General features: G+C 54.4%; 13 protein-coding genes. 8 read left to right on the top strand and 5 right to left on the bottom strand.

Features of this window, described 5'->3' with window-relative positions; genetic code table 11:
* Positions 1-31: 31 nt before the first annotated feature.
* Entirely contained in the window at positions 32-1,225 is a 1,194-nt protein-coding gene (locus tag ACW8F6_RS13335) for an MFS transporter (protein ID WP_491576369.1), read from the bottom strand.
* Between the two features lie 301 nt (positions 1,226-1,526).
* Here ACW8F6_RS13335 and ACW8F6_RS13330 point away from each other — a divergent pair, with 301 nt between their 5' ends.
* The 6 genes from ACW8F6_RS13330 to ACW8F6_RS13305 all read left to right on the top strand — a co-directional run bounded on the left by ACW8F6_RS13330 (position 1,527) and on the right by ACW8F6_RS13305 (position 9,192).
* The gene (locus ACW8F6_RS13330; RefSeq protein WP_491576368.1) at positions 1,527-1,751 is read left to right on the top strand and encodes a FeoA family protein; all 225 of its coding nucleotides are present in this window, start codon (positions 1,527-1,529) and stop codon (positions 1,749-1,751) included.
* 18 nt (positions 1,752-1,769) lie between these two features.
* Positions 1,770-3,851 carry a ferrous iron transport protein B gene (feoB, locus tag ACW8F6_RS13325; RefSeq protein ID WP_491576367.1) on the top strand — a complete coding sequence of 694 codons (2,082 nt, stop codon included), beginning with the start codon at positions 1,770-1,772 and terminating at the stop codon, positions 3,849-3,851.
* A gap of 95 nt (positions 3,852-3,946) precedes the next feature.
* Positions 3,947-6,598: a sensor histidine kinase gene (locus tag ACW8F6_RS13320; protein WP_491576366.1), complete on the top strand. Its 2,652-nt coding sequence runs from the start codon at positions 3,947-3,949 to the stop codon at positions 6,596-6,598.
* Positions 6,588-7,016: a response regulator gene (locus tag ACW8F6_RS13315; RefSeq protein WP_491576365.1), complete on the top strand. Its 429-nt coding sequence runs from the start codon at positions 6,588-6,590 to the stop codon at positions 7,014-7,016. Before ACW8F6_RS13320 ends, ACW8F6_RS13315 begins: the two co-directional genes overlap by 11 nt.
* Positions 7,016-8,683, top strand: coding sequence for a two-component system response regulator (locus ACW8F6_RS13310; RefSeq protein WP_491576364.1), 1,668 nt, complete (start codon positions 7,016-7,018; stop codon positions 8,681-8,683). Before ACW8F6_RS13315 ends, ACW8F6_RS13310 begins: the two co-directional genes overlap by 1 nt.
* Before the next feature lie 32 nt (positions 8,684-8,715).
* Positions 8,716-9,192 (top strand): CBS domain-containing protein, encoded by a 477-nt coding sequence (locus tag ACW8F6_RS13305; protein WP_491576363.1) that lies wholly within the window; start codon positions 8,716-8,718, stop codon positions 9,190-9,192.
* A gap of 26 nt (positions 9,193-9,218) precedes the next feature.
* On the opposite strand, the gene ACW8F6_RS13300 is transcribed toward ACW8F6_RS13305, so the two are convergent.
* Positions 9,219-9,647 carry a GNAT family N-acetyltransferase gene (locus ACW8F6_RS13300; RefSeq protein ID WP_491576362.1) on the bottom strand — a complete coding sequence of 143 codons (429 nt, stop codon included), beginning with the start codon at positions 9,645-9,647 and terminating at the stop codon, positions 9,219-9,221.
* A 146-nt stretch (positions 9,648-9,793) separates the two neighbouring features.
* Between ACW8F6_RS13300 and ACW8F6_RS13295 the strand changes: the two genes are divergently transcribed.
* A complete protein-coding gene (locus ACW8F6_RS13295) occupies positions 9,794-10,597 on the top strand; it encodes a substrate-binding periplasmic protein (RefSeq protein WP_491576361.1) in 804 nt (267 codons plus the stop codon).
* A gap of 98 nt (positions 10,598-10,695) precedes the next feature.
* On the top strand, positions 10,696-11,529 hold the full coding sequence (locus ACW8F6_RS13290; RefSeq protein ID WP_491576360.1) for a substrate-binding periplasmic protein: 834 nt from the start codon (positions 10,696-10,698) through the stop codon (positions 11,527-11,529).
* A 64-nt stretch (positions 11,530-11,593) separates the two neighbouring features.
* Here ACW8F6_RS13290 and ACW8F6_RS13285 read toward each other — a convergent pair whose 3' ends face one another.
* From ACW8F6_RS13285 to rimO, 3 genes are all read right to left on the bottom strand, one after another.
* Complete coding sequence (locus tag ACW8F6_RS13285) at positions 11,594-12,199, bottom strand: DUF2238 domain-containing protein (RefSeq protein ID WP_491576359.1); 606 nt, start codon at positions 12,197-12,199, stop codon at positions 11,594-11,596.
* A 36-nt stretch (positions 12,200-12,235) separates the two neighbouring features.
* A complete protein-coding gene (locus tag ACW8F6_RS13280; RefSeq protein WP_491576358.1) occupies positions 12,236-12,820 on the bottom strand; it encodes an FMN-binding negative transcriptional regulator in 585 nt (194 codons plus the stop codon).
* Positions 12,821-13,069: 249 nt separating this feature from the next.
* On the bottom strand, positions 13,070-14,395 hold the full coding sequence (gene rimO, locus ACW8F6_RS13275) for a 30S ribosomal protein S12 methylthiotransferase RimO (protein WP_491576385.1): 1,326 nt from the start codon (positions 14,393-14,395) through the stop codon (positions 13,070-13,072).
* Between the last annotated feature and the right edge of the window lie 12 nt (positions 14,396-14,407).

Here is a 14,407-nt window from a genome sequence, read left to right as displayed (position 1 = left end):
ACAGTATAGGCAGAGATGCGCAGGCTGCCCGCTAGGGACACGCATCCCACGCTGGCCGCGTTTGGCGCGCCAATACCAGCGCCAAGGTGACGCTTATAAACATAATCAGTACCATGGCCACCGGCAGAGGCAGGGGCAATACAGTGGCCAAACTGCCTAGCAGGCCACCGGCGGAAAAACGCACGGTGGTCTCAAAGGCGGTGGCACTGCCAAAGTGCTTGTCCAGCACATTGAGAAACATGGCAGAACCCGAGGGCCCAATGGCCGCACCGGTTCCTATAGCCACCATAATGCCTGTCAAAGTCAGCGCCAGCGGCGGCGTGCTATACACGCTGACACCTGCCATAACCGCCACTGCCAGCCACTGCACCCGCAAGCCAATGCGAAAAATGTGCTGAGGCCGATAGCGCCCCACCAACCATTTACCCAAGCGATTGCCCAACAATATAGACACGGCAAAGGCCCCAAAGGCAAAGGGAAATTGGGCGCCGCTCAACCCGTAACTGTCCATTAGCAAGGGGCTGGAGACGGTCACAAAAACCAACCCCAGTAAACCGCTGCAACTGATGGTAAACGCCTGCCAGCGCGCCAGGTACATGCCGTGCTTGCGATAGCGCCAAATATAGGCGTACTGGCGAAAGCCCGCCGAGAGCGACAATTTTCCGGTAATCTTTTGATTGGTTTCGCGCACCCAGAGCGCCACTATCGCCAACATCAACAGAGCCGCCACAAACGACAGCAAAAATATGCTCTGCCACCCCAGCGGCAACATGGCCGAGCCCACCAGCGGTGCCAGAATAGGCGTCAGCATCACCACAAACACAATTTGCGCGATCTGGGCCGCCAGCTGCTCCGGCGGCGTGACGTCTTTTACGATGGCCGTGGCGGCCACCATGATCAGGCCCCCACCAAAGCCCTGCAGCAGGCGCCAACCATTGGCCCACAGCAAACTGTCCGACCAGACCAGCAGCAGCGAGCTAAGGGTAAACACCACCAGTCCGAACAGCGCCACCGGACGACGGCCCTTTTGATCCGAAACGGCGCCCCCCAATAGCTGGCCCGCCGCCAGGCCCAGCAAAAAATTACTGACCGTCCAACTCACCGCGCCCGCGCTCACACCCAGGTGGCTGGCCAGCAGTGGAATGGCCGGTAAATAGCTGTCCATGGCCAGGGGCGACAGGGCCACCATGGCGGCCACAACAATCATCAAGCGGGATGGGGTCAAAGCAGGTCTCCTGTTTACGGGCGCAGTGTACTCCCCTCAGAGGCTGGAACAAGCTCCGAGTCGTCGCCCGCCAACCACAAAGTGCCGGCAGACCTTGATGTTAGCCAAAGAGAAGAACATAATTACGAAAGATAATAGTTCTCATCTCCGTTATCTTGTGTGCCGCCAGGGGCTATGTACCCGGCGCATCCGTTGACAGCGCCGTGAGAGCCCCAAAATATAGCGCCACTGAGCCATTCACCAGCCGGGTGCCCGCTATCAAACCGTCTGTTATTCCACAGCCATTGCACAGGGTAGATTTGTGACACTTGATCAGTTAAATCTTCGTCAGTCAGCGCGTGTTGTTGCCATTCACAGTGAAAGCGCCGTATTGCGCAGCCACTGTGCACAACTAGGCATCGCACCCGGAGCCCCCATCGAGGTACTCCACCGAGCGCTCGGCCGCGGCCCAATGCAAGCTAAGGTACAGGGTGCCCTGTACGCCATTCGCCAGGAAGACGCTGCGGCCATCGAAGTCACCGTCTAATACGTTAAAGGCCTCTCTGTGAAGCAAATTGCCTTAGTGGGCAGCCCCAATTGTGGCAAAACCACCCTATTTAATGTTCTCACCAAGTCCAACCAGCGCACCGGCAACTGGGCCGGGGTTACCGTCGAGCAAAAAATCGGTGAGTTTCGGCTCGACGGCGCCGCCGTTGAGCTTATCGACCTGCCCGGCGTTCACATGCTCACGGACTGTCCGCTCAGTATCGACGCCAAGGTCACCAATGACTATCTAAACAGTGCCGAACCAGATGCCATTCTGCTGGTCATCGACGCCACCCAGCTGCGCCGACAGGCAGAGCTGATTCCCCAGGTCATTGCCACCGGGCGCCCGGTAGTCATCGCCCTCAATATGATGGATGCCCTGGAAGATCACGGCATTCAACTCGAGCTGCAAGAATTGAAAACGCTGCTCGGCGGCCGCTTGGTTGAGGTGTCTGCCGCCAAGGGCATCGGCATGGGCGAACTGCTTAAAGCCTTAAGCCAGGCAGTGCACAGCCAGCCACTCGCCGACAGCGAGGGCGCGGTCGATTGCAATTGCAACCCTCTGCCTCACCAACCGCTATCGCACGCAGGGCTTCTAGCCGCCATCGATCGGGCCACCACCTTCACCGGCGAACCCACGCTGACCGAGCGAATAGACCGCTGGCTGTTGCACCCAGCCTTTGCCATCCCCAGTTTTTTGCTGGTCATGTATCTGCTGTTTATGGTGTCGGTGCAATTTGGCGCCGTCTTTATCGACTTTTTTGATATCTGGCTGGGCAGCTGGGTGGTGGAGGGTCTGCGCTGGGCCTTGACCAGCCTTGGCGCACCCGCCTGGCTCATCGCCTTTATGGCCGACGGTATCGGCGCCGGCATTCAGTTGATCGCCACCTTTATTCCAGTAATCGGGGCTTTGTACCTGTGTATGAGCTGGCTTGAGGACTCCGGCTATTTGGCGCGCGCCGCCTTTGTAATCGACGGCGTCATGAGCCGCATCGGCCTTCCCGGCCAGGCCTTTATTCCGCTCATTGTGGGCTTTGGCTGCAATGTACCCTCGGTGATGGCGGCCCGCTCGCTGAATTCCACCTCGGCGCGTCTGACCACCATTTTTATTGCGCCGTTTATGTCCTGCAGCGCGCGCCTATCGGTATACGTATTCGTGGGCAGCGCGTTTTTCCCCGAGCAGGCCGGCCTTGCCATCTTTTGCCTCTACCTGCTGGGCATTATCGTGGCCGTGGGCTCGGCCTGGCTGTTGCGCAAAACCCTGTTTGGTCGCTACCACGAACCCTCTATTCTGGAAATGCCCTCTTACCGGCGCCCAGTCTGGCGCAACGTATTTACTCAGGCCGGCCACCGGTTGCACAGCTTTATGATGCGCGCGGGTAAGCGGATCATGCTGGTGGTGATTGTGTTGTCCTGCCTGGGCGCTGTGAAAACCGACGGCAGTTGGGGCGCTCCCGGCAGCCCGGATTCAGCGCTGGCCTGGATCGGTAAAAAACTCACTCCCATGCTGACACCTATCGGTATTGGCGAAGACAACTGGCAGGCAACTCTGGGGCTGTTCTCCGGCTTATTTGCCAAGGAAGTGATGGTGGGCACCATCCAAACACTGTACACCGACGAGGGCGGCGCCGAGGATAACTACGCTGACACTCCGCCCGATTTTATGGGCGACCTGGGTGCGGCCTTCACCAGCATTAAAGACAACACCCAAGCTATGTTCGGCCTGCAGTCGGATGCAGAAGAAGGTGTAGATGTCGCACTGATTGCCAACAGCCCCATTGCCAACCTGTTTCCATCGGCCTGGGCTGCCTTTTGCTTCCTAGCCTTTGTTTTGCTCTATGCGCCCTGCGTTGCCACACTGGGGGCCATGCAGCGGGAAGCAGGCTCGGGCTGGCTGCGCTTTTCGCTAATTTGGAGTTTGATGTTGTCTTACTGGATTGCCAGCAACCTGTGGCAACTGAGCCAATTATTCGAACAACCATTGTTTGCAAGCGTGTGGTTTTTGGCGTCCACCACAATTTTAGCACTAGTGTACTGGCTTATTGTGCGACGCGTGAAAGCCAAGCACCTGGGTGAAATCAGTGTGGTGAATCTAGCGTAAAAAACCCTACAGGCTAGTTAAGCGGCGCACTGTGCGCGTGGGTTGCAGGAGTTAAGCTACACTCATCACATAAGCTACAGTGACGGTGTCAGCTAATGGATGGTAACGCGCGCTCACAATGGTCGTGCTCAATATTCCCCAGTGTCGTGGCTGCACTGGGGGGCCTGGTAATTTTCGGCTGGCACGCCGGCATCAACCAAATTGTACAAATGTACCCAGGTTGGGTACCCATGCAGTACAACACCGCGCTGTGTTTCTTATTGGCCGCCGGCTTTATTTCTACCTTTTCTCACCCGCCTTCGCCCCTGCGCAAGCTGCTTACCGCCAGTCTGTTTGGCATTCCCGCTGTCACATTACTGCAGTACTTGCTGCACATAGATGTGGGCATCGACCAGTTGTTTATGCAGCACTACCTGCAAACGCAAACATCACACCCGGGTCGCATGGCGCCCAATACCGCACTGGCATTTATGCTCATCGCCAGTACTGGCTGGCTCAAATTACCGCGCGCCCAGCACGCACTGATAGCCACGGTGCTATGCGCCCTCACACTGGGATTGAGCGTGCTGGCGCTGCTGGGCTATCTCACCAACTTAACGCCCGCCTACGGTTGGGGCCAGCTCACCGCCATGGCCGCGCACACTGCCATAGGGCTCACGTTAATTAGTGCAGGCCTGCTGTTCGACCTGCGCCAGCAGCTCACCCGGCGCGATCCCCTGGCCTGGCAGCTGGCTTTTAGTGCGCCCCTTTTGCTGGTTATGTTTCTCGCGTTTCAGTTAGTGCCAATTCGCGCCGGCGAACTCTGGCAGTTCAGACAATCTAAAGCCGACATCTTCGTATTAGTGGATCGCATTGAACTTAAACTTGCGCTGGTCGAGGTGCTGCTGTCGGATCAACAAAACCCGCGCAACGCCATGCAGAACAGTTCCGTTCAAAGCAAACCCTCGCAGCGAAACTTCACCCTTGAAGTGCGCAATACACCCAATGGTTTAGCGCTCGCCCGCCCGGGCCAATCGCAGTCTCTACCGCTCAGCCAGCTCAGCGCAGTGATTGAAGCCTACACCGATGCCAATCAATACAACTACCAATTACTGGATTCGCAGGGCAGGCTACTGGCGGGAAAAGGTGCCCTCCACACCGACAAACCCCTGGCAAGTGCATCCGTTAACGTGCAGCCGCAGCCGCTCACGCTATTTCTGCAAGCGCAGCCAGGCACCAATCACTACTATCTGGCCACACGTACTTTTGTGTTGGTGTTAAGCCTGGCCATGCTGGTGGGCGCGGGTTTACTTTTCCGAAGCATTCAACGTCACACACAAGCAGAGGCCAAGGCCGCGCAGTTGTATGTGCGTTTCAAACGCGCCATCGACACCATCGACGAGGGCGTTGCCATTATCAGTCGCGACGGCCGCATCACCGATAAAAATAGCCGGCTCTCCATTGCCGACGCCTCGCACATTAACGAACTGTTTCCGCCAAAAGAACTGGCGCGCATTCAAGCGCATTTAAACGAACCCACGCCAGCACACTACACCCAAAGAACCATTAACAAGTTGGGCAATCCCATTGCCATTAGTTTAACCGCCGTGCCCGGATCACGGGACTATCTGCTCATGGAGGCCGATTTGCAGGAGTCGATTGGGCACCTTAAGGCACTCGAGCACCAGCAGGCCATTATCAACAGCGCCTTTGACGCAAGCACCAACGGCATTTGCGTACTCGACAGCCAACTAAAACTGGTTCAAGTCAACCGTACACTGCAAGATTGGCTGAACGACACACAGGAGCATTTAATCAGAAAACCCTTGATGCAGTTTGTCGCGCCGGAAACACATCCCGATTTTTTTGCTGCCCTGGAGGCCATCGCTACGGAGCCAGGTATCAGTGCAGAGTTTGAAATACAACTATGTCTACACGACAACCGCACCACCTGGATGCAAGCGCGCGCAGCCTCACAATTTTCCTCTAAGAGTAAGGCCATGTTGATCACGCTGAGCTTTATGTGTATCGATCAACGTAAACAATTGACCGATCAATTGAATCGCACCATTACCGAGCTGAAGCGCAGTAACGAAGAGCTTGATCAATTTGCCTATGTGGCCTCGCACGACCTAAAATCGCCACTGGTAGGCATTAAAAACATCAGCGATTGGCTGGATGAAGACTACCGTGATGTACTCCCAGAAGAAGGAAAAAACCATCTATCGCTGATTCGCTCGCGATGCCAACGCATGATGACGCTGCTAGACGATTTGCTCACCTACTCCCGCGCTGGCCGACTAGAAAAAAACCTGGAGCCCATCGCAATCAAGGACATGATGACCGACATCGTTAACATGTATGACTTTAAAAACGCATTTCAAGTGCAATGCTCCGATATCGTTTTACTATTGCCAAAAACACCCATAGAAACACTCTTCCGAAATCTCGTGAACAACTCCATAAAACACCATCATCGCGACCATGGAAAGATATTTGTTGAGGTCACCGTGCAAGACAATCACTTAGAATTCACCTACAGCGATGACGGCCCCGGAGTGCCATCCCAATACTTTGAGCGAATTCTTCGCCCCTTCACAACGCTAGCCCCAAAGGACAGAACCGAAGGCAGCGGCATGGGGCTGGCCATCATTGCTAAAATAGTGCAAAGCCTGAATGGTTCACTACAACTTTTAGACAGGCCAGAACAAGGACTCAGCATTTCAATCCAACTCCCCCTGTTTAAAGGCAAGAATCATGACGCATGATGAAATAACGCTACTGCTTGTCGAAGACGACGATATCGACGCAATGACTATTCAGCGAAGCTTTCAGAAGCAACGCATCAGCAACAGCATCATGCGCGCCGAAGACGGCGAAATAGCCCTACAAATGATAAAAACCCGAGAAATCAAAAAACCCTTTGTTATTTTATTGGACCTGAATCTTCCCAAGCTCTCTGGCCACGAGTTTCTGGAGGCACTGCGCGCCGACGAAGAGCACAAGGAAACCGTGGTTTTTGTATTAACTACATCCTCCGATGACGAAGACAAGATGCGCGCCTACGAGAAATTTATCGCCGGGTATTTTCTAAAAAGCGAAACTGGCGAACAATTTATGAAACTTATCGGAATGCTAGATGGGTTCTGGCGCATCGTAAAACTACCGATCGACGAGCAAAAATAATGCAAGCACTATTGATTGACGACGACGAACTAGACCGCGCAAGCGTCATGCGCTCGCTTAAGGCCACGCAGGGAAGCTATACAGTAGACATTGCCGACTGTGCCAATAGCGCCTGGGAGAAGATTAACGACAAGCGTTACGATGTCATATTACTGGATTATTTACTGCCAGATATTGACGGCCTTGACTTCATGCTTGAGCTTAAATCCAAAGCGGCAAAAAACAACACTGCCGTGTTAATGATATCTAACCTTGAAGACGAGCAACTGGCCATAAAATGCCTGCGCGCTGGCGCTCAGGACTTTTTGTTAAAGTCGTCGATTAACCCTATCATGCTAAAAACGGCCATCGCCAACTCCGTCATTCGCCACGAACTCGAAAGCGCACTGCACGACAGTTTTAATAAGGTTAAAAGTCTGTCGGAAAAAGACAGCCTGACCGGCCTTGCCAATCGATTCATTTTTGAGCAAACCGTTGATTATGCCATAAGACAGAGATCCAGAACCCACCCAGTCACCCTGTTTTTTATCGACATCGATAACTTTAAGAAAATCAATGACACCTGGGGCCACAGCTATGGCGATAAACTTCTCAAGCGAGTGGCCAAACGTATCGCCAGCTGTCTGCGTGGCGGCGAGATGCTCGCGCGCATTGGCGGGGATGAATTTGCCGTTTTCATCGACAACACCAAATCACCTGCAGATGCGAATCGGGCGGCACAACGGCTACTCAGAGTGATGCAAACGCCCTTCCAGTTTGATGCATTTAACTTCTATGCATCGGTGAGCATTGGCATTACTATTCAAAGCAGAAGCTCCGTGGATGTACAACAGCTGCTGGCCCAAGCAGACATAGCCATGCACAAGGCAAAGGGTCTGGGAAAATCGCAAATTTGCTATTTCCAGGACGCAATGCAACAGGAGTTTATTGCGCGCGTACGCATTGAAGACGGACTCCGACAGGCCTTAAAAAAACGTGAACTGATCATGTTTTTTCAACCCATCGTATCGCCCGCATCTGGCGAAGTATTGGGCTACGAAGCCCTCATTCGCTGGCGCCACAACAATGTGCTGATCAGCCCCGACAAGTTCATTCCCATTGCGCAGGAATCTAACTTGATCATGGACATTGGCCGCTGGATCATAGAAGACGTCGTATCTAACCACCCCCCCCTAACCAGCGACACCCAATACCTTTCTATCAACCTGTCGCCACTGCAACTGAAAGATCCAGCACTACTGAATTTTATTGATGACTGTGTCAAATCCTCTAACATCAAGCCGGGGCAAATTGAATTCGAAATCACCGAAACGGCGTTTATCGACGACAAAGATACTGTGCGAGGGTTAATACAAGACCTGCGTGAGCGTGGCTACGGCATAGCACTGGACGACTTCGGCACCGGCTTTTCATCGCTTTCCCATTTGCGCGACTTCCCGATTACCACCGTAAAAATAGACAAGACGCTGCTGCCTACAGAGCAGAATCCACGCCAGGAGATGTTGCTTGAAGGACTCTGCCAACTTATACAGGCACTCGACTTGGACGTGGTCCAGGAGGGCATTGAAACCAAAGAACAAGCCGCGCTGTGCGCGCGCCTGGGCGTCATTCGCGCTCAGGGCTATTACTATGAAAAACCCCAGCCTCTACTACACTTTTTGACATAGGCCCGTTGATTTAACCGAGAGGACAATCTTCAATGCGCAACCTGACTGCGAGAGATATCATGCACGCAGACATTCTATTCGCCTACGAAGGTTGGTCGATTAAGTATTTGGGCGAGTTTTTCCGCAAACACCAAATCGCTGGCGCGCCAGTGATTGCCTCGGACCACTCGCTGGTGGGCGTGGTCAGCATTACCGATGTCTTTCATTTTGAGAACGCCAACCGCGAACACAAACTCGCAAAACTGAAAGATTATTACCAAGAAAGCTATGCACTGGATTTTCACGAAAAAGATCTGGAATCCTGGAGTCTTACGGCTGAGGAAAGTTGCACCGTGCACCAGATTATGAACCCGCAAGTTATTACCGTGGCCCCCGACGCCAGCCTGAAAGCGGTGTGTGCCACACTCGTTGAAAACAGTATTCACCGAGTTTTTGTGACCGATAAACAGCAGATAGCCGGTGTCATTGCCAGCTCTGATGTACTGAAAGTATTGGCCGACACCCTTTAGCCGCACAGCTAATCAGGCGCCCACGCCTAGCTACCACTAGACCCCGTCAAGGGCAAAGCAAAGTGCAAAAACTCGGTGTCTTGCCGCCACCCCATCGCGCGATAGAGCGCCTGCGCGCTGTTATTGTCCACCGCTGTGGCCAATTCGAGTCTGTCCATCTGTTGAGCCAGCCCCTCGGCCGCGGCGGCCTGAAGCAGTTGGCGTGCAACACCCAGACGTCGGCAGCCACGACTCACGTAGAGATCGAACAGTATGAAATAAGGTGCCAACGACAGACTGCACCAACTAGGGTATAGCTGACTAAAGCCACAGGCCTGGCCCGACCGCTCTGCGAGCAACACTACAGACTGCCCTGTCTGCAGGCGCGCCACCAGGTAGCGCTGCACGGCACCCTCCGGTGCCTCGACTCCATAAAACTGGCGATAGGCCACAAACAACGGCACCAGCGCAGCCATATCGGATAGCCCTGCTTTTCTTACTCTGAATCCATTTGTTATAGCCATATCGAATGAGCACCTCCACGCGCTTGCGGTTGGCTAACCTATACTTAAAAAGAAAGGTGATCCATTTACCCATTTTCCGCCCCAGCGAGAATGCCCCTATGCGCCTGTGTTCACCGCTGCTGCTTTACCTGCTTGCCTGCATTGCCTTACTGGGCGCGCCCAGGTTGAATGCGCAATCACTTAACCAGCTGGAATATATCACCGAAAGCTACCCGCCCTACAATTACGAAGAAAACGGCATGGTGCGCGGCGAAGCCGTCGAACTCCTAATTGCGGCCACCAGCCTCGCCGGCAGTCCGGTGTTGGCGCGCAACATATTGCTGCAACCCTGGGCCAGAGCCTTTCACAACGCCTTAGAAGGGCCAAACCGCGTACTGTTTTCCACCACCCGAACCCCCGAGCGTGAGGCGCTCTTCAAGTGGGCCGGCCCCATAGGAACCAACCACATAGTGCTGGTAGGCAAAAAGGCTCGCGGTATTCGCATCGACTCACTGTCGCAATTGGATCGCTACCGCATTGGTGCCGTGCGCGACGACGTGGGTGAGCTATCACTGCGCGAATTGCACCTTGAGAAAACCATCATCACCCTAGGAGTACAACCAGAAAGCATTGCTAAAATGCTGCAAAGTGGACGCATAGACCTGTGGGTTTACGGTGAATCCAGTGCCTTCGATGTATTGAAATCCATTGGTGCCAAGCTAGCAGACTACGAGGTCGTTTATGTCTTGAAAACTTTGGATCTCTACTATGCCTTCAGCGCCGACGTAGATGACGCGCTGGTCGAGCAACTGCAAGATGCCATCGATACAATTAGAGGCAAACAGGTAACACCGCAAATTACCCCGCGTAAAACTCAACTCTACTCGCCGCAAAACGCTACGCAGGACCCCAAGCGTCAGTAATCTCCAACTTCAAAGACGCGACATAACCCCTGCGGAGACTGTTGCTATACTGTCTACATACTGTAGCTAATCACGCGTCAAGCGCACGAGGTAAGTTGGTGACCGCAAACCCGCACCCCAGCATTGGCACTGCACTAACACGCTACCGGAGAGTGCTGCGCTACGGCTGGTGCTGCATCATTGCCCTGTTAGCAAACACCCCTTGGGCGGGCGCCGCGCCACAATTAAACCAATTGATTTATATTACTGAGGACTACCCGCCCTACAATTATTTGCGCGACGGAAAAGTGGCGGGCCAAGCAGTCACACTATTGGTCGCAGCCAGCCAATTAGCAGGCAGCCCTATTACGCCGGAAATCATCGATGTCAAGCCCTGGGCACGGGGCTACCACGAAACCGTAAATGGCACTAATCGCGTACTGTTTAGCACCAGCCGCAGCCCCAATCGTGAGAAACTCTTTAAATGGGCCGGCCCCATCGTAGAGGAGCACATAGCGCTGGTGGCGAAAAAACACCGGCAACTAAACATTACCCAAATAGATCAATTAAAAAAATTGCGTTTTGGCGTGGTGCGCGAAGACGTGACCTCGCAATTTTTAGCGCCCCTCAAGCTGCCGCCCTCACAAATTGCGCAAGGTAATAACGTCGTGAGTATTGCCCGCATGCTCCAGGCAGATCGCATCGACATCTGGCCGGTGGCCCCGCGCACCGCCGATGTGATTTTAAACAACATAGGCTTGAATCCCGACGATTTCGAAGTGGTGGCGTATCTAAAAACTTCAGCGCTTTACTATGCTTTTAGCAAAGATGTCGACGATAGGTTGGTGGCGCAATTGCAATCAGCACTGGATCAACTGCGCGTTACGCACCCCCACTTGTTCCCCATTTCGCAGCTGGACCGGCTTCCCCTGGAAATCCCCCCCATTCGCTAGCAGCTGCCTTGGCCCTTTGTACAAGCATGGCTAGCCGAACGGCGCGCCGCCGATTCGCAGGCAATTAGCGCTTACCGGCAAGTTGCGCCAACTGCCGGTCGTGCCAGCGCGCCAGACACACAAGAGCACAGATTGCGCCGATCAGCGCCAACATCATGTCCGATTGGGTATCCCAGGCGTACCCTTGTGTACCCAAAAATGCCTCGGCATTTTCGCCGGTGGCCGCCGCCACCCACCACTCTAAAAGCTCATAAAAAGCGCTGAATGCTAGGCAAATACTGACCACGAACAGATTAAGCCAGGCACCCAATTTTACCACCTGCTTGCGAATTAGAATCTCGCGCGCCAGCACGGCGGGAATGAAGCCTTGCGCAAAGTGCCCAAGCTTGTCGTAGTTGTTGCGTTCAAAACCAAACCAGTCCTTCATACTGTCAAATAGCGGCACTTCTGCGTAGGTATAGTGCCCGCCCACCATCAAAATCACACAGTGAACCAATACCAACACATAGAGCAGCGGCGTCAAAGGAAAGCGCTGGCGTGTAGCAATTAGCAACACCAAACCAATCACTGCCGGCAACACCTCGAGAAACCAGGTAAACCGGTCTTTCGGCTCGATGGCAGACCAGATAAACACCGCGGCAAATATTGCAAGCCAAGCACAGTGATTCATTCGCATAATTACTCCTTTGCAGTCATTGGCAGCGGACTAGTCGCGCGGCAGCACCGCCTCCATAGCCGCAGCCAATGGCTCGTTACCTTGCGCACGCACGGCGTTAATTACGTTTTTGCGCTCGTCGACGGAACGGTTCTGACTGAGCTTTTGTTTAAACTCTACGCGCTCGATAACAACCGTGAACGCGCGGATTGCGTTTAGCATTTGCGGTGGATAGCTGGGCACCCAAGGAGTTTCTTCAGCGGCCTCATAAAACGCGGTTAACTGCTCGACAATTTCGCCGGCGCGCTCGGCATCGTCTTCCCAATGCAGGTGCCCGCTGACGTGAGCGGCCTCGTAATTCCAGGTGGGCACACCCGGGCGCAGATACCAGCTGGGCGACACATAGCCGTGCGGTCCCGCGAAAACACACAGCACAGGATGCCCCTCGGGAAGCTCGGCCTGCGGGTTGATACGCGCCACATGGCCAATGAGTCGCTGGCCGTTGTCGGTGGGCAGCATTGGCAGATGTGTGCAGCCCATGCCCTGAGAACTGTGACTCATCAGTTGCCCAAAGCTGTTGGCGGCGATAAACGCGAGCCCATCACTGTGGCCCTGAAAATGTTTGGGTATAAACACGGCTAGCTCCCTATTTGTGAGGGAGCACTATACCAATCTCGCGTTGGCGCAGCAGTATGAAAATGGCAGACGAACACCCCGCGGAGGCACTTTTCACAAGAACCTCCGTACCATTAACGGGGCGTCAACGGGAAGCTGGGCGTCGAAGCGCTCACCAGAGCAGGCGTCAAGGTAGGCGCCGAGCGCGCTAGGGCAGACACCCCAGCGGCGCAATTAATTTCAATGCCCGGCGCACTATCGAAACCCGGCTCAGCGAACCAGAGTGCCCCAAAGATCGTATTCATCGGAGTGCGTAATTTCCACCTCGACGATATCGCCAGGCACCACATCAAACTCTTCATTCAAGTACACAACGCCATCGATTTCAGGCGCATCGCCCTGGGTTCGACCAATGGCGCCCTCTTCATCCACCTCGTCGATAATTACGGGCAATGTGCGACCCACTTTCCGGGCAAGACGGGCGGTACTGATTTTTTGCTGGGTTTCCATGAAGCGCTCCCAGCGCGCCTGCTGAACATCTTCGGGCACCGGGTCTGGCAACTCGTTAGCCGTAGCACCGTCGACAGGGGAGTATTTAAAACAGCCCACGCGATCGAGTTGCGCCTCCTCCAGAAAGTCCAACAAGGTTTGAAAATCGTCTTCGGTTTCGCCTGGAAAACCCACAATAAAGGTGGAGCGAATGGTTAAATCGGGGCAGATTTCCCGCCACTGCTTAATACGGTTTAATACCTTTTCGCTGTGCGCGGGCCGCTTCATGAGTTTCAGTATGCGCGGGCTGGCGTGCTGAAAGGGAATATCCAGGTAGGGCAAAATTTTACCGGCCGCCATCAACGGAATAAGCTTGTCGACATGAGGATAGGGATACACATAGTGCAGGCGCACCCACACACCCATCTCACCCAGCGCAACGGCCAAATCCTGCATACGCGTTTCGGCGCCACTGGCTAAATCCAGTTTGAATTTAACGTCTACGCCGTAGGCGCTGGTGTCCTGGGAGATCACCAACAATTCTTGTACACCCTGGCTAACCAGGTCGTGCGCCTCTTGCACAACCTCGGGAATGGGGCGACTCACTAAATCGCCGCGCATGGCGGGAATGATGCAGAAACTGCAGCGGTGATTGCAGCCCTCAGAGATTTTTAAGTAGGCGTAATGGCTCGGGGTGAGCTTTACACCCGCTGGCGGTACCAACTCGTGCCGGTGCGGGTTCATGGCCTCGTTGGGGACATACTCGTGCACGGCGTTCATCACGGTGTCGTAGTCGGCCGGCCCACTGACGCTGAGCACACCCGGGTTTGCCGCTTTAATGGCCTCGGCATCCACACCCTTGCCCATGCACCCGGTCACAATAACCTTGCCGTTTTCCGCCATGGCCTCGCGGATAGCATCCATGGACTCCTGCTTGGCCGAATCGATAAATCCACAGGTGTTGACCACCACCACATCGGCATTGTCGTATTCCGGCGCCACCGCATAGCCGTCCAGCTTGAGCTTGGTGATAATGCGCTCGGAATCCACCAGCGCCTTCGGGCAGCCGAGTGAAACAAAGCCGACGGTGGGTTGCTTGGCGTTCATGGAAACCTCAAG

The organism is Simiduia sp. (assembly GCF_058345725.1).
This window is presented reverse-complemented; position numbering and strand designations above follow the sequence as displayed.